24 protein-coding genes are annotated in these 23,548 nt (G+C 41.3%); 6 read left to right on the forward strand and 18 right to left on the reverse strand.

The features are described from left to right. Positions 1-204: 204 nt before the first annotated feature. From P4S58_RS17850 to P4S58_RS17900, 11 genes are all read right to left on the reverse strand, one after another. Positions 205-573, reverse strand: a complete 369-nt coding sequence (locus tag P4S58_RS17850; protein ID WP_337164994.1) for a DUF3653 domain-containing protein — start codon at positions 571-573, stop codon at positions 205-207. Between the two features lie 215 nt (positions 574-788). Further along, positions 789-1,055, reverse strand: a complete 267-nt coding sequence (locus tag P4S58_RS17855) for a single-stranded DNA-binding protein (protein WP_337164995.1) — start codon at positions 1,053-1,055, stop codon at positions 789-791. Positions 1,056-1,837: 782 nt separating this feature from the next. Further along, complete coding sequence (locus P4S58_RS17860) at positions 1,838-1,993, reverse strand: YoaH family protein (RefSeq protein WP_081878727.1); 156 nt, start codon at positions 1,991-1,993, stop codon at positions 1,838-1,840. 42 nt (positions 1,994-2,035) lie between these two features. Then, positions 2,036-3,220, reverse strand: a complete 1,185-nt coding sequence (locus P4S58_RS17865) for a conjugal transfer protein TraF (protein WP_337164997.1) — start codon at positions 3,218-3,220, stop codon at positions 2,036-2,038. 58 nt (positions 3,221-3,278) lie between these two features. Continuing rightward, entirely contained in the window at positions 3,279-4,157 is an 879-nt protein-coding gene (locus tag P4S58_RS17870; protein ID WP_042487025.1) for a DUF2861 family protein, read from the reverse strand. Positions 4,158-4,160: 3 nt separating this feature from the next. After that, positions 4,161-4,820 (reverse strand): response regulator transcription factor VxrB, encoded by a 660-nt coding sequence (gene vxrB, locus P4S58_RS17875; protein ID WP_042487021.1) that lies wholly within the window; start codon positions 4,818-4,820, stop codon positions 4,161-4,163. Further along, positions 4,795-6,249 (reverse strand): sensor histidine kinase VxrA, encoded by a 1,455-nt coding sequence (gene vxrA / locus P4S58_RS17880; RefSeq protein WP_042487018.1) that lies wholly within the window; start codon positions 6,247-6,249, stop codon positions 4,795-4,797. The genes vxrB and vxrA overlap by 26 nt, the downstream gene beginning before the upstream one ends. A gap of 243 nt (positions 6,250-6,492) precedes the next feature. Further along, on the reverse strand, positions 6,493-7,869 hold the full coding sequence (pntB, locus tag P4S58_RS17885) for a Re/Si-specific NAD(P)(+) transhydrogenase subunit beta (RefSeq protein WP_042487015.1): 1,377 nt from the start codon (positions 7,867-7,869) through the stop codon (positions 6,493-6,495). 11 nt (positions 7,870-7,880) lie between these two features. Beyond that, the gene (locus P4S58_RS17890; protein ID WP_237292525.1) at positions 7,881-9,428 is read right to left on the reverse strand and encodes a Re/Si-specific NAD(P)(+) transhydrogenase subunit alpha; all 1,548 of its coding nucleotides are present in this window, start codon (positions 9,426-9,428) and stop codon (positions 7,881-7,883) included. Positions 9,429-9,708: 280 nt separating this feature from the next. Beyond that, the gene (locus tag P4S58_RS17895; protein WP_042487009.1) at positions 9,709-9,984 is read right to left on the reverse strand and encodes an HlyU family transcriptional regulator; all 276 of its coding nucleotides are present in this window, start codon (positions 9,982-9,984) and stop codon (positions 9,709-9,711) included. A 9-nt stretch (positions 9,985-9,993) separates the two neighbouring features. Further along, entirely contained in the window at positions 9,994-10,371 is a 378-nt protein-coding gene (locus P4S58_RS17900) for a late competence development ComFB family protein (RefSeq protein ID WP_102954535.1), read from the reverse strand. A 227-nt stretch (positions 10,372-10,598) separates the two neighbouring features. Here P4S58_RS17900 and P4S58_RS17905 point away from each other — a divergent pair, with 227 nt between their 5' ends. After that, complete coding sequence (locus tag P4S58_RS17905; RefSeq protein WP_102954534.1) at positions 10,599-11,834, forward strand: GGDEF domain-containing protein; 1,236 nt, start codon at positions 10,599-10,601, stop codon at positions 11,832-11,834. Here the strand turns inward: P4S58_RS17905 and P4S58_RS17910 are convergent. Continuing rightward, positions 11,831-12,790, reverse strand: coding sequence for a Solitary outer membrane autotransporter beta-barrel domain (locus tag P4S58_RS17910; protein WP_337165825.1), 960 nt, complete (start codon positions 12,788-12,790; stop codon positions 11,831-11,833). The two genes, P4S58_RS17905 and P4S58_RS17910, sit on opposite strands and share 4 nt — an antisense overlap. A 263-nt stretch (positions 12,791-13,053) precedes the next feature. On the opposite strand from P4S58_RS17910, the gene P4S58_RS17915 reads away from it, so the two are divergent. Beyond that, on the forward strand, positions 13,054-14,514 hold the full coding sequence (locus P4S58_RS17915) for a sensor domain-containing diguanylate cyclase (RefSeq protein ID WP_102954533.1): 1,461 nt from the start codon (positions 13,054-13,056) through the stop codon (positions 14,512-14,514). A 73-nt stretch (positions 14,515-14,587) separates the two neighbouring features. Here P4S58_RS17915 and P4S58_RS17920 read toward each other — a convergent pair whose 3' ends face one another. The 5 genes from P4S58_RS17920 to P4S58_RS17940 all read right to left on the reverse strand — a co-directional run bounded on the left by P4S58_RS17920 (position 14,588) and on the right by P4S58_RS17940 (position 18,251). Next, positions 14,588-14,818: a thioredoxin family protein gene (locus P4S58_RS17920; RefSeq protein ID WP_102966797.1), complete on the reverse strand. Its 231-nt coding sequence runs from the start codon at positions 14,816-14,818 to the stop codon at positions 14,588-14,590. Positions 14,819-14,829: 11 nt separating this feature from the next. Continuing rightward, positions 14,830-15,825 carry a permease gene (locus tag P4S58_RS17925; protein ID WP_337165004.1) on the reverse strand — a complete coding sequence of 332 codons (996 nt, stop codon included), beginning with the start codon at positions 15,823-15,825 and terminating at the stop codon, positions 14,830-14,832. Positions 15,826-15,964: 139 nt separating this feature from the next. Beyond that, complete coding sequence (locus P4S58_RS17930; protein ID WP_337165006.1) at positions 15,965-16,528, reverse strand: sigma-70 family RNA polymerase sigma factor; 564 nt, start codon at positions 16,526-16,528, stop codon at positions 15,965-15,967. 272 nt (positions 16,529-16,800) lie between these two features. Then, positions 16,801-17,223, reverse strand: coding sequence for a DoxX family protein (locus tag P4S58_RS17935; RefSeq protein WP_042486991.1), 423 nt, complete (start codon positions 17,221-17,223; stop codon positions 16,801-16,803). Positions 17,224-17,516: 293 nt separating this feature from the next. Continuing rightward, positions 17,517-18,251: a LysR family transcriptional regulator gene (locus P4S58_RS17940; protein WP_337165007.1), complete on the reverse strand. Its 735-nt coding sequence runs from the start codon at positions 18,249-18,251 to the stop codon at positions 17,517-17,519. 118 nt (positions 18,252-18,369) lie between these two features. On the opposite strand from P4S58_RS17940, the gene P4S58_RS17945 reads away from it, so the two are divergent. Next, a complete protein-coding gene (locus tag P4S58_RS17945) occupies positions 18,370-18,687 on the forward strand; it encodes a DMT family transporter (RefSeq protein ID WP_112404258.1) in 318 nt (105 codons plus the stop codon). A 306-nt stretch (positions 18,688-18,993) separates the two neighbouring features. After that, positions 18,994-20,193 carry a type III PLP-dependent enzyme gene (locus P4S58_RS17950; RefSeq protein WP_337165009.1) on the forward strand — a complete coding sequence of 400 codons (1,200 nt, stop codon included), beginning with the start codon at positions 18,994-18,996 and terminating at the stop codon, positions 20,191-20,193. 55 nt (positions 20,194-20,248) lie between these two features. On the opposite strand, the gene P4S58_RS17955 is transcribed toward P4S58_RS17950, so the two are convergent. Next, on the reverse strand, positions 20,249-20,908 hold the full coding sequence (locus P4S58_RS17955) for a pyridoxamine 5'-phosphate oxidase family protein (RefSeq protein WP_337165011.1): 660 nt from the start codon (positions 20,906-20,908) through the stop codon (positions 20,249-20,251). Positions 20,909-21,003: 95 nt separating this feature from the next. Here P4S58_RS17955 and pdxR point away from each other — a divergent pair, with 95 nt between their 5' ends. Next, on the forward strand, positions 21,004-22,440 hold the full coding sequence (pdxR, locus tag P4S58_RS17960) for a MocR-like pyridoxine biosynthesis transcription factor PdxR (protein ID WP_337165012.1): 1,437 nt from the start codon (positions 21,004-21,006) through the stop codon (positions 22,438-22,440). A gap of 54 nt (positions 22,441-22,494) precedes the next feature. Next, positions 22,495-23,526 (forward strand): Mal regulon transcriptional regulator MalI, encoded by a 1,032-nt coding sequence (gene malI / locus P4S58_RS17965; RefSeq protein ID WP_337165013.1) that lies wholly within the window; start codon positions 22,495-22,497, stop codon positions 23,524-23,526. The last annotated feature ends 22 nt before the right edge of the window (positions 23,527-23,548 follow it).

Below are 23,548 nucleotides of genomic sequence, written 5' to 3' on the forward strand. Positions count from 1 at the left end.
TAACAGTATCTTTTAACTAGAATCATTCTGTACTAGCTTAGAAGAAAATACAGAGCGTAATTTTGTATACCATTGTTTTATTTAATCAAAATATGACCTCAGACACAAAATGTAGACCGTGTCGGTATAACATGCCAAACGAACAGTAGCTCTTGTACTATAAAAATCCGTTCGTTTTATTTGTTTGAGCCGACACGAAAATCTTTAAATCACTCTTGATAGCATACGTGCATACTTAATTAATTTGGACGTTGTTTTGATTTCTATCTCGGATTCGATTTCCAACACGCTAATAGCGGTAAGAAGTCGTTGTGAAGTGATTTGTTGACCATTAGGAAGGATCAAATAGTTGCCACGCATTTGGAACCCTTCCCAATCGGGTTTGTGGTGCAGTTCTCTGCCCTTAATCATTCGCATGAGTCTTTTGCACTCGGGTGGTATGTCTGTTTTGCCACCGTCCCACAATTTGACCTGTCTCACAGTTTTAAAACACAGTTTTGCCGTCTCTTCGACGGTTAAACCGCATATCACTTCCCTGAAAAATAGATTTTTGTGCATCTTGTTGTACTTCATATGATTTCACCTTATTAAAAGGTGAAATGTAAATGAATGTTACACTAGAGAATTACCCTTAAATGCCTGAAATCTAATTAATTTGATTTACCATAAGGCGAAATAATGCGCACTTAGATGTGATGAAGATAAGGCGCTGATTTCATGCTGTTCGTAGATTAATGCCACTCCTTAGAGATACTAACTAAGGAGCTCTCATATGTTTATTAATGCATTTACTCATCAAGTGATTCAATCAACATGCCAAAGCGTTTTAGCTCTAAGCCACCAAAGTTATTTACCACATAACTTGAACTGTGCAGCGTGTATGTTCCAGCTGCGTACGGATCTTGGTTTTTCTCAAGCGTCAGCTTCATTTCTATTGGGAACTTACCGCCTAAATGTGCGTACGCGATTTGTTCGTAGATCGTGCGACCTGGTTTGTCGTCTTTACTTGAGATGCTACGAGTTTCTACACGAACGTTCTGGGAAGATCTCTTCAAAAGAGTTGTCTATATGAGTTACGAATCCATCTTCCACACATCTTGTATATCTATAGTAGTATCCACAAAATAGCTTTTGCATATCGGTGTCTTTGATTTTAGCGAAGAACTTAGTGGTTAGGCCTGCTGCTTGAACATTCTTTTTCTATATCAATTAGCTTCATCGAGAAGCCAAATTCAACGACTTTATTAAGCAAAAGACGGCTTATGTTATGCAGGCGAAGTAATGTTAGTTCTGAATCGACGCATTTTAACGTTCTGTACAAGCAGTAAGTGACAATGTCACTAGCTAAATGTATCAACCTTTCCCCAGTGAATTACTCCAAACACTTGATTTAACCTCAAGCGAGATAGCCTTTTATCTGCTCACTAAGTGCACCAACTCATAATCCTTCATAGATTAAATCCATATCGAATTTGCAACTGTATATAAGGCTCTGGAGATAAGTAAGCAATCACACCGTAACCAAACAGAATAATACACTAGCCCATTACCTCGCTCGTAAGTGACCTGTAATTTTATTACAAAACGAGAAAAGGCACTAAACTTACCAGGGAAAAGCTCTGCTGCATCTTATTGAAAGTGAAAGATTTATAGTTTTATCTAACGGTTTTGTTGTGTTTTGGTATGGGGGTTTTGTGATTTACACAATTACAGCGGTGGTTTTAATGGCTAGCAGAGAGTGCAGCAATACCTAAGGGGTAATTGCTACAAGTGTTTAGATGAGTGTGAGAAGTGAAATTGGAGGTAATAAAAAAGGCACTTACGTGCCCTATCAGTCTCAGTTTTGTTGCTCTTGTTGCTTAGCTTTTCGAATCTCATCAGCAACTATTTTTATTGCCTGTGCAGTGCTCATGCCTTCAGACATTAAACTTTGTATCTTTTCGACTGCTTCTTGCTGTTCTGCATGTGTTAAAGGTGGGAAATCATCAAACATAAAAAAGGCTCCTAATATAGGAGCCCTACTATAGTCAGTTGATTAGTAACTCGCAAGGAAGTTAATGTATGCGCCCATAGCATTTTCATTAGTGTAGCTTGCTGCCAAATCTAACTGGAACAAGTTCAATGGTGAAATACCAACACCCGCAGTTATCGTTCCTTCGCTATCATCATAAGCGAGATTCTTGTAATAACCTGCTCTAAGCTTCAGTTGTCGAAGGATATCTATTTCACCACCAACTCGAATCATCTGCGTGTTGTCATTAAAATCAACGTAGCGTTCTTTTTCATTGAGATCGTAATCCACACTTAGCGTAAAGTAATCAGCAACGATACCTGCACCCACTGTATATTGAGGTCGCATTTCGTATTGGTAGCTAAGTGAAGGATTACCTGACACTGCAGATGGTATTGTCAGTGTTTGTACATCACGACTAACCATGTCACTTGCAGCTAAGCCCACTCGAAATGGCCCATAGAACCAAAGTGCACCAGCATCAAGGTTAAACATAGTTTCACCATTGCCGTTGTCTGCAACATCAGCCAAATCGTAGTTTGACATGCTTGCTTCATAAACATATGTGTAGATACGTTGTAACTTTGGAGTTACGCCAAACGCTATATGTTGTCCGAGAAAGGTTTGGTATTTGGCTAATGATATCCCTACTTCTGTAACTGCTACTGATACTGCATTTACAGTACTGCGTTGTGCTCGGTCAACTGTGCACTGTTGAGTAGTAAGTGACGGATCACAAGAACTCGCGCTCGCTATTTTCGGATTTGAGAAGGTTTCTGAATAAGCTTTGCCGTAAACGTTGGCAGCGATGAATTGGTTTGGAATAGCGAATGCTACAACACCACCCAACTCAGCATTGAGAATGCTGCCGTTGATATGATCTAAAGTTGTTCCTAGCTGATCGACATTGCTGTAATCACCATTATTTGCTTTATCGAGAATATCTGAAATGGTGTCCAAATCATCAATCATTCCATCTTGGTCATCATAAGAAAAACCAATACTTGGAAGGATCATACCTACATCGTCATTGCGGCGATATATTGCAACTAAAGCGGGATTATAAAACGGGCCGGTAAGAAAGCTTCCAGATACGACACCAACTCCACCCATTGCGTCACCGCGAGCTTCAATTGCATAGTTAGCCGCAAACGCCGTAGGAGCGCTTAGCATAATAGAAAGTGTGAGAAATTTAAATTTATTATTCATGACGATATAAGCGTTAGTTCCTTTTCGTTTATAACGGCATATTGTGAACTAACTTTAGTTATTCCTCTACGGAAATATCATATGTCTTACTGATAACCTGAGATTGCTCAATAGAAATCGGTCCTTGCCAACGAAGATGCGTCATCGATACCGCTAAAATGTATCTATCAGGCGAAAGATCTGTTGCTTCCAGATTTGTTGGATAATCGGACTCGTATTCTTTTGACCATACTTCTTTATATTTTCCATCAATGTAGTCATAGACATTAATGTCTAGCTTGGGTAAAGGGCAAAAACGATTAAGTAATGCATTCTTATCTACTGTCCATTGATCTTTGGAAGCCCAACGAACCGTCTGTTTTGCTCTACTTTCGGTAAAAATAACCCAAGTACTCCATGACTCGTTGTCTGACGTGGAAATATCTAAACGATATAAACCCATATCTGGTTTATTGTTTAAGTTATAACGTTTGATAAATGACGTAGAACCTTGAGTGACGTTGTCACGGTTAATTTTGGTAAACGTTGTATCACCAGATAAAGGTTTATCCACCCATTGTGTGAGTTCAATGGAATTGAGTTCTTTTTGACTCTTTGCATCAACCAGTACCTGATAGGCATCTCTGCCTGGGCTTCTTATATCGAGCCGACGAATATTGATTGATGAGATCCAACTAGGTAAAGGGTTTGCATCTAATCCTTTGCCGCAATCCACGGTTAAGGCTTGGAGCAGCAAATCATTAAGGTGATTTTTGATATTTTTGTTATGTTCGAGCTGCCACACTTCTACAAGTGAAACGAACATATTTTCGAGATCATTATTTAGAAGACGCTGATGAGCTTGCGTCAGTGGTGAATTGCTTTCAAACCACTCTACACTATTTGCAGTTAATGGCACGCAACATAGCGTGCCAACGATGAATGCTATTTTTCGCATTGATTACGCTTTCATCTTATATCCTACGCCTCGTAATGTTTCGATCTCAAGACCTGGCAATTTCTGGCGTAGTTGAAGAACGTGCGTATCAACCGTTCGTGTTGTTGGGAAATGGTTGTAACCCCAAACATGATCCAACAGTTCATCACGCGTAAATACTCGACCCAAGTTGCTCGCTAAGAAAAGCAGCAAATCAAACTCAGTACGTGTAAGTGTCACCGATTCGCCTTTGTAAAATACATCACGAGTCGCTTTGTCTATTGTTAATTCTGGCAACACAACTTTAGTGTCGTCTTGACCATCTGATTCCGGAGAACGTAACTGAGCGCGAACGCGTGCGAACAATTCTGCTTCAGCAAAAGGTTTTGTCAGATAATCGTTAGCGCCTGCATCTAGGCCTGCTACTTTATCTTTTACTGTTACTAACGCGGTTAATAAGATGACTGGTACATCTTTTAACTTTTTCCAATCCGGTAAATGTTGAACAGAATCACCATCTGGAAGCTGGCGATCTAGAATCACTAAATCAGCCTTTTCCCAATGCTGCTTAACATCTGCGATTGTTTCTGCATGTAAACAGTCATATCCTGCTTGCTCTAAGCTTACTAAAAGACCATCAGCTAGGTTTTTGTCATCTTCAACAAGAAGCAACGTCTGTTTCACAGGGTATCTCCAATATAAAAGTAGTTGGTGGGCCAATTAGGGTCATTCTACCGCCCATTCTATCGACCATCGATTCTACTATAGTTAAGCCAAGTCCTAAGCCACTCTTACTTACAAATGGCTTACGTAGGTGACGCCAATCCTTGTTTGTTAGTGTCCCTTGATCAGTAACTTTAATCGTCACTGAATCAGATTTTGTGATTACTTCTAACGTCACTGGTGCAACACCGTACTTCACGGCATTACGTATTAAATTGTCTATGCATGTGCCTAGCCAATATACATTTAATTTCGCAGCAATATCATCATTAATGACGAGTTCAATATCATTATTAAACTCTTCTTCCACTTTATACTGCAGCCATTCTTGCACAGATGGAACCCAATCAGTTGCAAGTGGTTTATTGTCTGATTGCAAATAGTCTTTGCTTGCTTCAGCCAACTGTCTTAAACGTCTAGAGTCTTCGCACAACCGGCGAAACTCATCGTATAAGGAATCTGGTAAGCGTTCAAACTCTCGCCTAAAGCCTTCAACAGTAAGAGATAGACTCGCGATGGGTGTTCTTAGTTCATGTGTCAGTATTTGCAGTACCAGCATGCGACTTTTCATCTCTTGTCGCTTACTGTTCCAACGATAAATAGACCAGCCGATCACCAACAAAATGTTGGCGATAACAAGTCCGATCATACTTATACGCAAAAGATCGGAATGATCTTCAACATTCCAGCAAATATTTCCTCGTTGAACAAAACAAGTATTGTCTATTGAAGCAATACTGTATGTTAATCCCGCCTGAGTTGAGTTCGCATCCCACGTATCTTTATCGAAAATGTAATACTCGTCTCCTTTTCTAAGCCAAAGCTCCTCTCCTTCTGCGAACATCATCGCTCCAGAGATCAATGCTGTTATAGACTCTTCATCCATCGCTTGTAAGCGCCCTAATAAAGTATTAGGTTCCGCTTTTGCGCGTTCCTGAATATGCATATATTGCTCTAGCTCATTAAGCTTTTCAGGATACTTTTTTACATAACGTTCAGCATATGTGCCTCCACCTGGGTGAATCAGGCCACTTCGAGCAAACCAACGTGAAGACAACTGGGTGCCTTTACATGTTGCTCTGGTAAAAACGAGTGGCTCTGTTACCAACGGATTTAGCGGAAGGTTTCCAGCACAATTCAATGCAAGCTTGTACAACATTTGAATATCTTTTATTGGATATTGAGCTGTTTGCGGGAGCATGCTTTCAGGGGTAAGTAAACGAGTTGGGTAGTCGGTTTGTATTCCTCTGATATCATAAAAGTCGACGGCGGAATCATAATCAAATAGCGACACGAACAGATCAATACGCTCTGGGAGCGAATCTGCAAATGTAGTAGCCGAAAAAGTCGTCACAATTAGGGCAAATGTTAATTTAATCGCTTTTATCAATTTGATTGTTCGTTAAATCATAAGTTTAAAAAACTATAACGTATTATGCTCAAAATGAACATCTAGCATGTTATATCGATGTCAATAATACTTATTTACGGTTTTATTGATTGCAATGTGTGAATTGTCGGATTTTGCTGAACCTGTACGTTTGTACCAATTTTGTTTGAGAATACGGCCTACTCCAAGCAAAAAAAAGAGCAACATAAGTTGCTCTTTGTCGTTTCAATAAAGGTCAGCCCATTAGATGTGGCTCAAAATATCATTACAGCTCTGTTTAGCATCGCCGAATAACATTTGCGTATTCTCTTTAAAGAACAATGGGTTCTGAACACCTGCATAGCCCGTATTCATAGAACGTTTAAACACGATAACGTTTTGCGCATTCCAAACCTCAAGTACAGGCATACCTGCAATTGGGCTGTTCGGATCTTCAAGAGCGGCTGGGTTAACAGTATCGTTTGCACCGATAACTAACACAGTATCTGTGTCTGAGAAGTCATCATTGATCTCATCCATTTCAAGCACAATATCGTACGGTACTTTAGCTTCGGCCAATAGCACGTTCATGTGACCCGGAAGACGACCTGCGACAGGGTGAATACCAAAACGTACAGTTACACCTAATGCTCTTAGTTTCTCAGTAATCTCATAAACAGGGTATTGAGCTTGCGCTACCGCCATACCGTATCCAGGAGTGATGATGACAGACTTAGAGTTTTTAAGCATATCTGCTACATCTTCCGCATTTGTTTCGCGGTACTCTCCCTGCTCTTCATCTTCGCTGATTACTACTTCTTGACCAAAGCCACCGGCAATAACACTGATGAAAGAGCGGTTCATCGCTTTACACATAATGTATGAAAGGATTGCACCCGAAGAACCTACTAATGCGCCTGTAACAATCAATAGATCGTTTGCTAACATGAAACCAGCCGCTGCTGCTGCCCAGCCAGAATAAGAGTTCAGCATTGAAACGACTACTGGCATATCGGCACCACCGATAGATGCAACTAAGTGATAACCAAAAGCGAAAGCGATCAGTGTCATCACGATCATTGCAAACATGCTGCCGTCAACATTAATGAAATGAATCATTAGCAGTGTTGAGATAACAATTGCCGCTAAGTTTAGCTTGTGTTTGTGTGGCAAGTTTAATGGAGAAGATTTAATGATCCCACGAAGCTTACCAAACGCGACGATAGAACCCGTAAATGTTACCGCACCGATGAACACACCGATGAACACTTCAACCATATGGATAACGTGTTCAGCATGAGTCGCAACTTCTGGAGCATCTAAAAAGCTGTTGTAGCCAACCAACACGGCCGCCATACCTACGAAGCTATGAAGAATTGCCACTAGCTCTGGCATTTCTGTCATTTCAACTTTCTTAGCGAAATGGATACCAATACCGCCACCAATCACCATTGCGATGATGACCCAAGTAAATCCTTCAGCATTAGGGCTAAAAATAGTCGCAATCAGTGCGATTGCCATGCCCGTAATGCCGTAGTAATTACCTGCTCTAGCGGATTGTTGTTTCGACAATCCGGCCAAACTCATAATAAAGAATAAAGCAGCAACAATATAAGCTGCTTGTACCAATCCTGCAGACATTGCTTACTCCTTTAGTCTTTACGGAACATTTCAAGCATACGTTTGGTAACGGTAAAGCCACCAAAAATGTTAATGCTTGCGATAAGAACGGCGATAAATGCCAAGAAGCTTACAAAGCCATTACCTTGCCCGATTTGTAGCAATGCGCCCACAACGATAATGCCTGAAATTGCGTTGGTTACTGACATTAGGGGAGTATGCAGAGAGTGAGTCACGTTCCATACAACGTAGTAACCCACCACACATGCAAGTACAAACACAGTGAAGTGACCTAAGAATGCAGCAGGTGCAACACTTGCAACCCATGCGAACGCACCGACACCAACAGCCAAGCCAATAATTTTCTTAGCTGGAGAGGTAGGTTCTTCTACTTTCGCTGCTTTAGGATCAACTTTCTGTGGTTTAGCTTGTGGCTGTGCTGAAACCTGAATTGGTGGAGCTGGCCAAGTAATTTCACCTTCTTTAACCACCGTAACGCCACGCAGTACCACATCTTCGAAATCGATGTTGATATTGCCGTCTTTCTCTTTACATAGCAGTTTTAGTAGATTCACTAGGTTGGTTGCGTAAAGTTGCGAAGACTGAGTTGGTAATCTGCCTACCATATCGGTATAACCGATAATTTTTACGCCGTTCGGAGTGGTAATCACTTGGTCTTTCACTGTGTACTCACAGTTACCGCCATTCGCTGCTGCTAAATCGACAATAACGCTACCCGCTTTCATTGAGTCAACCATCTCTTTGGTGACTAATTTTGGTGCAGGACGTCCTGGAATAAGAGCAGTTGTGATAATGATATCTACATCTTTAGCTTGCTCTGCATAAAGTTCTGCTGCTTTTTTATTAAACTCGTCAGACATTTCTTTAGCATAGCCGTCACCTGAGCCCGAGTTTTCTTGGTAATCAACTTCCAAGAATTCTGCACCCATTGACTGAACTTGCTCTTTTACTTCAGGGCGTACGTCAAATGCTCGAACAATTGCACCTAGGCTACCAGCGGCACCGATAGCAGCTAAGCCTGCAACACCTGCACCAGCAACAAATACTTTAGCTGGTGGTACTTTACCTGCAGCTGTAATTTGCCCAGTGAAGAAGCGACCAAACTCATGCGCCGCTTCAACGACAGCGCGATAACCCGCGATGTTAGCCATTGAAGACAATGCATCTAAAGACTGAGCACGAGAGATACGAGGTACAGAGTCCATAGCCAGCACGTTAATGCTTTTTGTGGATAGTTTTTCCATTAACTCTGGATTCTGTGCTGGCCAGATAAAGCTAACTAATGTTGCGCCTTCTTTAATAAGAGCAATTTCATCCGATTCATCATTAGATAGCGGAGCATTAACTTTCAGAATTAATTCCGACTTCCACACTTCATCCTTTGAAACGATTTTGGCTCCAGCCTGTTCGTAAGATGCGTTATCGAAACTGGCTAAATCACCGGCATGAGATTCGATTGAAACCTCAAATCCCAGTTTAACAAGCTGCTGAACCGATGAAGGAGTAGCAGCGACCCGCGTTTCGCCCGCGAGTATTTCTTTTGGTACACCAATCTGCATAGCGATTCCTTGACTATTGGCACTGTGAATAATCTTTTTTATCTAACGCCTAATTCAAACTCAAGATATTTATAACAATATTTTAGTTTTGTTGGTTATAACGTTAAGTTGCGACTGTTTATCAATTTTGCTGAAATTACAAAGCGTTTATTTGAAGTAATCGCTCAAACCAGTATAGGCAAGTATTGAAATTTCGTAGTGCCAAAATAAATAAAGAGCTACAAGACTATACACTTGTAGCTCTTAAATTTATGATTTCTGTCAACGACTTGATGGGTAACTAAAAGATCCGACCAGACATTTGATCTATGAACATCTGCGCTTTCTTTAACATGAGTTCTTCTGCGTCAGCTTTGTTCGACAGTACATCGGATCGAATGAAACGGTGAGTTTTAAGTTCGCCGTCTTCTTCTTTAGTTATTCTGCCTGCAATTCTATACTGGCCACCTTCAGGAATGACCTCTTGGTAAATCAAAAACTCTTTGTACTCTACGGGTTCAACCGACGCTTCTTTTACTTCTGATTTACTACCGAAAAAACGAGAAAAAAATCCCACGATAACTCCTTAAGGTAAGTTGTGCTGCTTATGGCCCAGAATTGGTTTTTCATACCATTCTAACTCGGCATCTTCATCAAATTGCGTTTGAGACATAACAATAGGTATATCAGTATCACGATCCTTACGTCTGTCATCAATGATCATACTTTCCGCTGCTTCAACCGCTGTCTGTGCGTGCTCTTTTAAAATAACGAGGCGCTCTTCGGGTAAGGCAGAGAGAAAATCAATATCAAATCGAATATAGATTGGACGAAGTTGGCTAAGAGCCAAGCACGCGAGATCTGCTAATTGGTCGTGATTATATGTCGTAGCATACTTGTCTTGTGCTATCACTTGTCCAACGAGTGTTTCCATATAATTGTGCACTTCAACATTCAGTTGCATACGAGTTCTCCTATACCGATGTGTCGATGTGATACGTTCAAACAAAGTTATTGCATCAATGATCTTTAATCAAACGAAGATAGAGCCTACTTGAACAATCTTTGCTCAAGCGCGCGCTTTTATAACTAAAGTTTAGCAAAAAGCTTGGAAATTCATTAAATAAAGTTATTCTTAGTTTATTAATCATAAACACAATTAGTAGTTATTCTGTTGGCTAGTTTATAAGCATGTCGTCGAGTTTAGTTACGTCGCCTTGGTTTCGTTTTACATTCCCGTTGATGCTCTTGGCAGCTATTTGGTATGGAATGAACAACGTTATTGTTCTTACCCGCGCCAATAGTGGTTTAGCGGGTGGCTTGCCTTACGCTTTATTTCTCAGTTCTATTGCCATTGCATTTATTTTCAAACAAAGCCGAATGGCAATGGTTGCTTGTACCATGCTGATTAGCTATTGGGTAATTCAGTACCGATTGCAGTCACCGCTCTATACAGGCTCTACCCTGCTTGAACTCTCAATACTCAGTTTTGTATTACCTGTCGCCTGTTTATTGAGTTATGCATTTAAGAATGGCGATTTGCTTAGCCGCGCATTTTTTGTCTACTTAATACTATTGGCATGCTTCGGGCTTTGGGCGTATGTAACAGTTGATTACTATGTCTCTGGTGGGTACGGCAGCCTCAAAGATACCTTCTTGTTTTCTGTTCCTGAGATATCAAAGCTTCCATTTATACTGGTACTCTACTTGCTCGCAATGGTTGGTATCACCGGTATCTTTGTTTTGACTAAGAACCGAATTATGGATGTATTCATCTATACCGCCATTTTGATGTCTTCGACCACCTTTATATTTTTTCAACTTCAGTTTGTTTCCAGCACAATGTTTTCGTTGTCTGGTGCGCTGATGATGCTCTATTTAATTTCAGCCAGCCACGAGATGGCCTTTAACGATCAATTGACGCAGCTACCCGGACGACACGCACTCGAAATCGACTTAAGAAGCCCGGGACGCAAGTTCGCCATCGCTATGGTTGATATCGATCATTTCAAGTCATTCAATGATTCCTATGGGCATGATACAGGTGATGATGTATTGAAACTTGTGGCTAGCCGCATTCGCCTAGTTAAAGGAAAAGCAAAGATTTATCGCTACGGTGGCGAGGAGTTTACGATTCTGTTCAAAGGGAAAACAGCCGAACAAGCGAAAGTGTATTTGGAGCATATTCGCCAAGACATAGAACAATATGACCTAGTGATTCGAGATTCAGACAGTCGTCCTAAAGATGATAAATATGGTGCAACGAAACGTTCAGATAATCGTAGCCAATCCGTAAACATTACAATAAGTGTTGGTGTGTGTGACAGTTCTTTGGAAAGAAGAGCAAAAGAAGCCATTAAACGAGCAGACGAAGCACTCTATCAAGCAAAAAAAGCTGGTAGAAACAGAATCAAAATTGCGTCTTAATCTTGATTAAAGAACAATACCAAGCTTCCTCCTTTAAAAGCACTTCCGTAGTTAAACGTTAATCCTAAACCTATATTGTCAACAAAGCTGATCTCAAATGGTGGCGTCATCAACCACCCGACCGTTGCTTCATAATAGAAAGTAGTACCAAGAGGTTGTGACACATCACTGCCTACATCGACCCTTCGGATTGTGCTATAGACCGATTGAATTGAGCGGCCTATTTGCTCTATGTCGTATACGAGCGTAGCGCTGTTAACGATATACCATCCTTCACTATTGCCGATTTCGCCTTGGTTTGCTTCACCCCATCCGTAGCCATAGAAATAGTGTCCAGCAGAGGAGACTTGCCATTTGCCCCAATCTTCAATTTTCTTATAGCTGAGCTTTAAATGGGGTTCGTAGATGTTGGCCCAAGCTGTGGTGTTAAACAACAACCCATCCAAAATGGGAGCGTATGATTTACCTGTGGCGCTGTTGTAGTCCATGGTATTTTCATAACGCATTAAATGCGTACCTATCCCTGGGGTTATTGTCCAGTGTTCGTCGAACTTGTACTCATATCGATAAGCGGTATACACATCTAAGATAACTTGCCGGAAATCGTCAAAGACGGTTTCGTTGCCCCATCTAACATTTTCATCAGTTGCTAGACCTGACATACGGAAAAAGAGTTCATGTTTGTTTTGCTCTTCTTCGTCATTGAGGCGAAAAGACATTGGTAGCGTCGATATTCCATACTTCTTTCGATTGGCAACCGAGTCTTCAGTTCCCAACTCTGGATTGTCGGTATTGAAAAGCTCGTTTGGATTGAAATCCTTAATCCCAACGGTGAACACATCACTATCACTAAGTACCACTGTATAGGCAAAACTCTGCTCTAAAAAATTTTCAATGACATCAAACCCTTTTGCAGGAACATTACAGGCAAAAGCAAGAGAACAAAGTGCAAACAGTGTGGTTCTTTTAACAAACACTTATTACCGATCCTTTGTGATTGGAAATCAAACTAAACTTTAATGGAAGTATGCATCTATAGTAATAATTTAGCAGTATAAATCTCATTTACTGCCTTAAGTATCAGTAAAAGTGGCGATATTTGAAACCTAAAGCTAATCTTGGAATGGTACAACTAAATAAATAATAAATTCGTTAAATTTTAGAACAATAGAGTGCTTTCCCCAAAAAAACTAAAAGCAAATATAAAGGACGTATAGGGATGGAAGGATCTTGCCCAGAAAGACATTCGAGGTTTGGAAACAAGTGGTTTAGTACGTTATCTAAACCAGTATTAATTACAGTAGCCTGGATATTACTGTGGCGAGCGGCGGCACTTATGGAATATGCACCGCACGCGAGTATATGGTTTCCACCTTCAGGAGTCACTTACGCTGTATTTCTTATTTTCGGCTGGCGAGCAATTCCAATCGTTCTATTTGCCTCGATAACAACCACCTTTTGGGAAGATAGCATCTATGAAGCTCATCAGAGTAGTTCCACTCTATTATTAACCGGACTGCTCTTTGCAACTGCACACTGTTTTTCCTATTGGCTAGGTGCAACGATATTAAGAAAGCTCAGCCAAACTGGAAAACAATTCCGTATACCCTATTTGATCTTGATGTTTCTCACCATCGCAGCGACCTCATCGCTAATAGCGGCTATTGGCGGTTCCAACGTTCTAGCAATTACTGGAATCATTTTACCAAGTGAAATCATGTCACTTTGGGGCCCTTGGTGGGTAGGCGATTTAGTTGGGGTCGTCGTTATAGCTCCCATAACGGTTGCGATATTGTCAAAATACTACCCCAAAGAAAGCCATTGGCTGGTTGAAAATTTTAAGTCTGTTTATGAGCAATCATCATTATTGAACTATCTGTATAAACAAACTATCGCTATTGTTGTACTGGCTCTTATCAGTGTTTTAGTGTCTATATATCCAGCATCCAGCGTGGTGTTTTGTGTCTTCTTTTTAGGCATAGTTCAGATGTGGATTGTATTTACCGAGAGTGCTGGACGAGCATTTCTAAGTTTGGGAATACTCAGCACAACGACCGCCATCTTAGTCTCATGGTTGCAGTTGGGAAATCACGCGATGGTTTATCAATTTACGATATCTCTGCTTGCTGCAAACACCTATTTTGGCTTATGGGTACCTCATATACTACTTGATAACCGAAATCTTCGAATTCTTGCAGAAAGAGATGTACTTACTGGCGCTCAGACAAGGCAGTATTTTATTAAAAATGTGAAGAATGAAATTAGTCGCTGTCGTCGCATTAACCAACCGTTATCTTTGGCGTTATTTGATATAGATGGTTTCAAACAAATCAACGATACCTTTGGTCACACAGTTGGAGATAAAGTGCTAACAACGGTTTCACAGCATGTAAGTAAGGAGATACGACCTGCAGACCTTATTGGGCGTTTTGGTGGTGATGAGTTCATGCTGTTATTGCCAAGTGACGATTTGCAGCATGCGATTCAAGCCGCGGAACGTATCCGAGATAGTATTGAATGTTTGAGTATCCCATCTTTAGAAAGAAACATCACATGCAGCTTCGGAGTCGTGGAAATTACCTCAGACGATACTTTTGTTTCAGCTTTTGAGCGCGCCGACAACTTCCTGTTGGATGCAAAGAAATGCGGAAAAAATCAAGTAAAGCCTATTTTACAATAAGTTATGTTTCAAAAAATGGTGCAAATTATTTTGTGACACTGTAGCAAAATAAGTTACACCATTACTCACATTTTTAAATCCAAGACTTAACTTTCTCTTCAGAGGGAACCCCTCCTGCGTGAATGACTTGCTCATTCAAGACAACTGCCGGCGTTGACATAACACCATAGTTCATAATGGCTTCCATATCCGTGATTTTTTCTACCTTCACATCAACCCCTGCCGCTTCCGCCACGCTCTCAATCAGTTTTGCTGTGTTGATACAATTTGCACAACCAGAACCAAGCACTTTGAACACTTTCATATATAACCTCTTCAAATTTCCCAAGTAATTAAATTGAACATCCAGCCGATAATCGTGAATGCACTAAGTAATAAAGCAAAAAGTATCCCTAGCAAACGCCACTGCATAACCTGTTTCAACATCACAAACTCAGGAATACTTGCAGCGACCGTACTCATACAAAACGCTAGCGTTGTGCCTACGGGCAACCCGTTCCGTAGCAGGCTTTCCATAATTGGAATAACACCCGTCGCATTTGAGTACAGAGGTATACCAATGAGTACTGATGCAGGTACAGACCACCACTGCCTGCTCCCTAAGTGGCTTTCAATCCAACCGTCTGGTACGTAACCATGTAACGCAGCACCAACACCAACACCTATCAAAACCCACTTCCACACTCGACTGAAAATTTCGTGTGTTTCGTTTTTCGCAAATTCATTACGCTGTTTGAATGTCATCGGGCTGGTTTCGCATTGATTAACGACTCCAGAAGCAATATTAGGTGCATTCTTCATCGCTTTAGCTGCAAAAGGTTGAAGCCAACGTTCAGCACCTAGCAAATCAAGTAACCAACCACTGAACATGCCAATAATCATACCGGCTAATACATACAGAAGAGTAAACTTCCACCCTAAGAGACTGATGAGAAGTAATACTGCGATTTCGTTCACCAAGGGAGAAGTAATAAGAAAAGCCATGGTGATACCTAGTGGTATGCCCGCTGTCGTAAAACCAAGAAATACCGGAATACTTGAACATGAACAAAATGGAGTAACAGCGCCAAAAACACTCCCCATAAAATAGCCAACAACGCGTTTTTTACCAGAGAGATAGTCTCTCACTTTCTCCACATTGAGAGAGGCGCGTAAAAGAGCTATCAAATAAATCATTACTGCCAATAAAACGAGGATCTTACTGGTGTCTTCAACAAAAAAATGGACCGCTTGGCCTAACCGAGTCTCGGCATCTAATCCCAGTAGTCGATACGTAAACCAATCAGCTAATGATGTAAAAACCCAGAACATCTTTCACTCTCCCTACATCGAACATTAAAGGGCAACCCGCTCGTTGCTTATTAATGAAGACGCGATAAGCGCTAAAAAGACGCAATAAATTTTCATGAAGAAATGAAAAAGATCGAGATTCAACGTTTGTTAGGAAAAACTATGAACGTTTAGGTGTGAAACAGCAGACTTTATGCTGTTCATCGAAGGTAATGTGGCAGTTCACTTTAAGCTGTGCTCGAAGCTTCGGCCGTGCTCTTTGAATACGTGACTTTACTGCCGTTACCGTTAAATGATGGAGTTTCGCAAATTCTTGCTGACTGTGTCCTTGTAAATCACAAAACTCGATAACAGAACGGTCATCCTCACTCAAATATGCCAGAGCTTTAGGAAGACATTGAGCAAGACTGTCAATTGGCTCCCGCTCTGCTCTATAGTCCAACGTGTATAGATCATTATTCTCTGGAATAGGTTCTAGCCGCCCCGATTTTCGCCATTCATCAATAAGTAAGTTTTTCGCAACCGTGAACAACCAAGCTTTTTGATTTTCAATATCACAAAATGCTCGCTCTCTTTGTAATGCTCGAAGAAAGGTTTCCTGCAACAGGTCATACGCCAAGTCCTGACAGGAACAATGCTGAGTTAACCATCGATACAGAGCAGCTTCAGTTGTCGCCCAAGTATCTAATAGACAAGGAACTGGCGAATGTTGAGTTGAGGTCATAGTTCAAACGTGCTCCAAAGCTTTCTGCGACGGCCTGAGTTGCGCATTCAGTATCTAAATCATAGAACCTATTTCAGCCCTTTTTTGGGATCTGGCGCATTCTCTGGTAATAAGCTTGTGGTGTATAAGTTGAACACTCCTGTTGCGTGGTTTGAGGATGTGAGATGTTCGCTTAACCATTTAGAAGTTAGCATACCAAGATTAAGTTATAGTGCATTATAAGTGTTAAAAATAACCGGATGCTAACTTGCATCCGGCTTAGTTCTTATGTGTTATGCGTCAGGTCTTAAAGCGTACTTACCTGAACCCAAGAATAAGGTAGCAATAGCGGCAAACAGATAGACAGCTATCCCTTCAACAGCCCAAGCTCCGTATTTGTTTAACGAAAAGAAGTCGCCCATATGTAATAGATAAATGACAACTACACAGGTACCAATAACGACGATTGATGACAAACGAGTAAATACGCCAGCAATAATCAGAATTGGAGCAACCACCTCTCCTAAGTAAACACCATAGGCAATAAATGCGGGTAAACCGTTCTGTACCAGTAATCCTTGAATGAAGTCCGTACCGCCATAGATTTTGTGTATACCGTGTAATAAAAACATAAATGCGAAACTGACACGTAATACCAATTTGCCTATATCCGGTTTTGCTAACTGCTTATCTAATTGATTTAAGATTTCGATCATGACAACCATCCTTTTAGGTCTAATAATCTCTACTATAGAAGCCTATAGCGCACAGTATCACCTAAAAGTATTAATCATCTTCATCAATTTTTCTGAATAAATACATTGACCTAAATCAAGCACGTATTTTCACGCGTACTGTATGAGTAAACCGTCACATATCACATATATTGATTAATTGAATATCAACTTAAGCTCATCAAATAACCATTTGAATACAGGGCCTTTCTCTGTCCCCTTACTGAAAACTAAATCTACTGGCACATTCCAGGCTTTGTGGTCAAAAGCGATGCTCACTTTACGAAGTTCCCCTGATACCAGTAACTCTTCAACCAAAAAGAGGGTAAGTAAGCCCAACCGACTTGTTGTTTCACCAATTCTAATACATTGTAGTGGCTTGAACTCCACCAAACTTTAGGACTTATACTGGTTAAATTGTGAGACTCTTGTTTCAGCTTTCCTCGCACAGCTATCTGCCGATATGAAGACAAATCAGATGGAAGCTTCACTTCTAATTTTGAAAGAGGATAAAGAGGATGACAAACCGCAATATAATCCACGCTGCCGACATAACAGAAGTCCACTTCTTTTGTCATATCTAACTCCGTAAACATCACACCTAGATCGACATTGTTAGACGCAATTTCCTGACAAATATCTGTAGAGGCAATTGTTAGTACATCAATTTGAGTTGAAGGAAACGTATCATCTAAGCGTTTAAACAACTTAGCCAGTTTTTTATTCATTACCCCATCATCAATAGCTATGGTTAATGCACCTTCTTCTTTTCGCTCTATCGATTGAGCGATTTTCTCAAACTCATTCGCTTGCGCGAGCAAGTTTCTTGCGCTTCGAATCAACCGTTCACCGGCAACGGTTAATTTGGGATTGCGAGAAGAGCGATCAAAAAGCTCAACTCCTAAATCTATTTCCAAAGTACTAATGCCGTGACTTACCGCTGACTGCACTTTCCCCATTTTGCGCGCACAGGCAGAAAACGAACCAAGTTCCGCTGCTAGTACCATCATTTTAATTTGTTCAAGACTCAACATATGAATTTATTCGATAGGTATTAACTTTTATCCATCATAGATACAGATACCATTAGCCGCAAATCATGTTTGTTAAATTGAAGGTGTATTGTTTATGAGTTGGTTGTATTTGGTTTTGGCTGGAGTGACGGAAATTGGTTGGCCCGTAGGCCTGAAACTTGCGCAAAGCGGACAATACAAGTGGCTGGGGATTCTAATGGCCATCAGCTTTATGGCAATCAGTGGAACACTGTTATTTATGGCGCAAAAGGTCATACCTATGGGCACTGCCTACGCGGTTTGGACAGGTATAGGTGCAGCAGGAACTTTCCTCGTTGGTGTATTTGTCTATGGGGATGCTTCTTCACTGGTTCGTTATCTTGGTGTGTTCTTGATTTTATCAGGTGTTGTTTTGCTTAAAGTTGGCCATTAATTGAAATAAAGATCCTTAAGGATGAGGATTCAAAAACTGAATATTTATTCACAACCAATCATTATCTTTTCGATAAAAAATTTTTAGTTTTATTGGGATATTTTTTATTGCGTGAGAAAAAGTATGACCTTATTATCGCCCTGCTTCTTGATGATAGCCAATCCGAGTACATCACAGCAGTTTTGTGGCAAGGCGATAGAGCAACTATCCAAGAGTGACTTTGACGGCGCAAATGCGCTTTTATTGACGCTCCACTTTTCATCATCCAAGACCATGAAAAGTGCCTTGTTATTTTGGAGAATTGCTATGGCTAATTCAGCTTCTGTATTGGATTTTCAATCTTTTTCTTCTCAAGCTTTGTCTGCAGAATCTATCGACCTAATCGAAACCTCTGTAGAGAAGTTTGGTGCTCCTTTACTGATTCTTGATTGCGATATTATTCGCTCTCAATATCGTGCGCTAAGCAATGCATTACCAAATGTCGCACTGCACTTTGCTCTTAAGCCACTCCCTCATCCAAATGTTGTTAAAACACTTTTGGAGGAAGGTGCATGCTTCGATTTAGCAACCACAGGTGAAGTTGAACTTGTTCAGCAACAAGGTGTACCCGCTGAGCGTACAATCCACACACACCCAATCAAGCGTGACCGCGACATTCGCGATGCACTAGCCTACGGATGCAATGTGTTTGTGGTTGATAACCTCAATGAATTAGAAAAATTCAAACCGTACAAAGATCAAGTTGAACTGCTTGTTCGCCTGAGCTTCCGCAACACTGAAGCTTTCGCTGATTTATCTAAAAAGTTTGGTTGTTCTGCTGAGCAGGCGTTAGTGATCATTGAAACCGCAAAAGAGTGGAACATTCACATCAAAGGTTTGTCATTCCATGTGGGTTCTCAAACGGTTAATCCACAAAAATATGTAGATGCAATTCGCAGCTGTAAACAAGTAATGGACCAAGTGTTTGAACGTGGACTGCCAGCGCTAAGTACGCTAGATATCGGCGGTGGGTTCCCAGTGACTTACACTCAACAGGTGATGCCTATTGACCAATTCTGCATGCCGATTAACGAAGCGTTAAACGAGTTGCCAGAAACAGTACAGGTAATTGCGGAACCTGGTCGTTTCATTGTCGCACCTGCAGTAACCAGCGTTGCGTCAGTAATGGGACAAGCAGAACGTGAAGGCCAGATTTGGTACTACCTAGATGACGGCATTTACGGATCATTCAGTGGCTTGATGTTTGACCATACTGAATATCCGCTAGTGACATTAAAGCAAGATGGCGAATTAGTACCTAGCGTTTTATCAGGCCCAACCTGTGACAGTATCGATGTGATTGCAGAGAACATCATGCTACCAAAATTGGAAAATGGCGATTTGGTTATCGGCCGTATGATGGGCGCATACACAAGCGCAACAGCAACAGATTTCAACTTTTTCAAACGCGCTCAAACTATTGTGATTAATGAGTGTGAAGAAAGCAGCCAACGCATGATTGGCTAACATAAAATGAATTCAGAAAGCTCCCTTAAAGGGAGCTTTTTCATTTTAGCTTTGTTTAAGCATTGTGCCAACGATGTCCGTAAGCGGCGCTGTAATCAGGTGTTTCTACAACATCACTTAACTCATCAACCGCTTTTAGTGGCCCAACAACGGTTCGATAAGGCATATAACCAGCCCATACAGGCAGCTCCAAATCCTCTTTATCGTCATTTACCAGCCCTTTGCTGACTTTAACCGATGCTTCGGTTAGCGGAATGCGGAGTAACATGGTGGCACTAAGTTCTTTCTCGTTGCTCAAACGCACTTCTTGCGTACGCCCAGGTGCAATGTGTTCTACAAAATGATTCAGCAAACGATCTTTTTCTCTATTGTCATCTACGACTGTAAAGTGACCAAAGACAACAGCAGAGCGATAATGAGCGCTGTGATGAAAAGCAGACCTAGCCAGTATCCATCCGTCAAATAAAGTAAAAGTTAAACAGGTTTGCACCCCGTTTTTCAGTGAACGTAGCAAGCGGCTGTTATTGGCACCATGGATGTAGACATGATCGTCCACTCGCCAAGCTAACATCGGAATGACCACCGATCCCTGTTCATTATTAATCGCAATATGTGCGATTAGGCTTTCATCAATAATTTGGTGAAGACTCTCCAAATCAAACTGAGCTTTGTGTACTGCTTTTTTAATCTGCGTTCTCGGTGTATTTGAAAGCATCGTCTATCCCTATCTAAATCTGTTTTCATGGTTGCAATGTAGCAACACACTGGTACCTTAATAAGAACCAGTTTTGGATTAAGGACAGATCCACTTTGCAACCCATCGACTCCGGTGATTTAGTACTTCAAAACGACAAATCATCGAAACAGGAAAGCCTGTTCCACGCTATTCGCGAAAAAATAGTAAAGCAGCTTTGGCATAAAGGAGGAAGGCTTCCTTCAACACGTAAGCTTGCCGAAGAACTTCAACTCAGCAGAAATACTGTTATTGCGGCCTATGAACAGCTCGCAGCAGAAGGATACATTGAAGCACGCTCCGGTTCTGGCTTCTACGTTACGGTTGAACTGCCTGATCACTACTTGCCATGTGCAGACATCGTCAAATCAACCGAGACCAACAAAAGCATACCTTCTATTAACAGCGCTTTTGCTCCGGGTGTTCCCGATCTGCATCAGTTCCCTATTGCCAAGTGGCACAAGTATGTTCAGCTACACTCCACCCGCCAAAACTTACTTGGCAATAATGGTATCCAAGGCGATAGTGCTCTTAGAATGGCCTTAAGAGATTACCTTGCTACCAGCCGCTCTGTACATTGCGATGCAAGCCAAATCATTATTACGTCGGGCGCACAACAAGCGTTAATGATAGCGCTGATGGCAGTAATGAAGAGCCATGATTCAGTATTGATGGAACAACCGGGCTATTCCAAAATGCGTAAAATCATTCAGCTTTTAAACTACCGGTTTGAGCCTGTTCATGTTGAAGAGTATATAGGTTTTGACTTGGAGAGCATCCTCAACAGTAAAGCCCGCGCTTTATATATTACGCCAAGTAACCAATACCCGATGGGCACAACGTTAAATACGGAGCAACGTTTAAAGCTGATTGAATGGGCAACTCATGGTAATCACTGGATTATTGAAGACGACTATGACAGTGAGTTTCAGTTTGCACATCGTCCTTATACCAGTCTGCAAGGTCTATCGTCTGAAATCGGCCACGATTCGCGAGTTATCTATATCGGTTCGATGAGCAAAACTATGTTCAACAGTTTGAGAATGGGCTATCTCATCGTTCCTCCTGCTTTGGTTGAGAAATGCTTAGAAATAAAAGATGCATTGACCGGAGACTCCCCGGCACACATCCAAGCTGCCCTTGCTGATTTCATAAGTTCAGGCGATTTCCTGCGCCATATCAGAAAGATGCGTAGACTTTATAAAGAAAAATATCATCAGATGATTCTCTCCATAAACCAGCATTTTGGTGATGATGCTGAGGTTATCAGCCAAGCTGCGGGCCTTCACGTTACGCTTAAGTGGCTAAAAGATATTAACGAGGTGACATTGTCACAAAAGACGTTCGAAAAAGGAATTATCATAAGGCCATTAAGTTACTACGAGCATCCTGATTTCAAGCTGCGCAACTGGCAAGGTGCAGTACTCGGGTTTGGTAATATTTCAGCAGACGATATCGACGACAAAATCAAACAGATTGCCGATCTGTTTTATAACTTAGATAGCCAACTGTGACCCATAAGAACCTTTTTGTTACACTCCGTTCAACCACATGGATTTGGACCTTTTATGTCGCAAAGCAATAAAAAGATAACCATTACAGACGTTGCTCAACACGCCAATGTTTCGGTTACCACTGTATCACTTGTACTGAGTCAAAAAGGTCGAATTTCCGCCCAGACAATCGCTCGTGTTCAAAAGGCCATTGATGAGTTGGGGTTTGTTCGAAATCAGACTGCAGCAAACTTACGTACTCAATCGACCAAAACGATCGGTTTGATGGTCAACAACAAAAATGACTTTTCGACTTATCGTATGGTGGCGGGAATTAGCGACGTTCTCGAGCAAAATGGCTACATGCTCTATCTGACACATTGCGGCCAAAACGCTGAGGTCTACGATCAAAAGCTTCTCACCCTATATCAGCAAGGGGTCGAAGGGATCATCATGTCTCCTATCGATGATCAGCATCTGCTATCACTTCGAAAACCAGAAAGCTTTCAAATCCCGTTAGTTTGTCTATCTTCAGCAAAACTCGATAGCGATATTGATTACATCACTCCAGACAATACACACAGCGCAAAATTGGCGACAGAGCACCTGATTCGTCAGGGCCATAGACGTATCGCTTATGTTGGCGGAACAACTGGCTCTCCATGCAGAGATGAACGCATCGCTAGCTACCGTTACACGCTAAGCCAATATGGATTACCTTCAAAACAGGAATGGATTTTAGACGGAGATTTCATCTCCGAAGATTTGGTTCAAGCTGTGAATATGCTACTTACAGAGCAAACTCAAATTACAGCAATACTCTGTCACGATGCTTCCAGCGCTCTAAGCTGTGTTAACGGTGTTCGAAAAAGTGGTCGAGAGATAGGCAAAGAACTGTTTATTGATGAGCGTGTAGCCTTAATCAGCTTTGATGATTCTGAACAGCTTATGCTCAATCACCCCTCTTTGACTTGTGTCTACACAGATCCTTATTCGGTTGGGGAATCTGCGGCACTGCGTTTGCTAGACAGTATTCGTAACCCTTCCGATTCCGATCATAAAAGCATGCTACTGCCAGCTAAGTTCATTCATCGGAACTCCGCATAGAAAAAGCGATGGGATAACCCAT

The organism is Vibrio sp. Hal054 (genome assembly GCF_037162405.1).
GTDB lineage: Bacteria > Pseudomonadota > Gammaproteobacteria > Enterobacterales > Vibrionaceae > Vibrio > Vibrio diazotrophicus.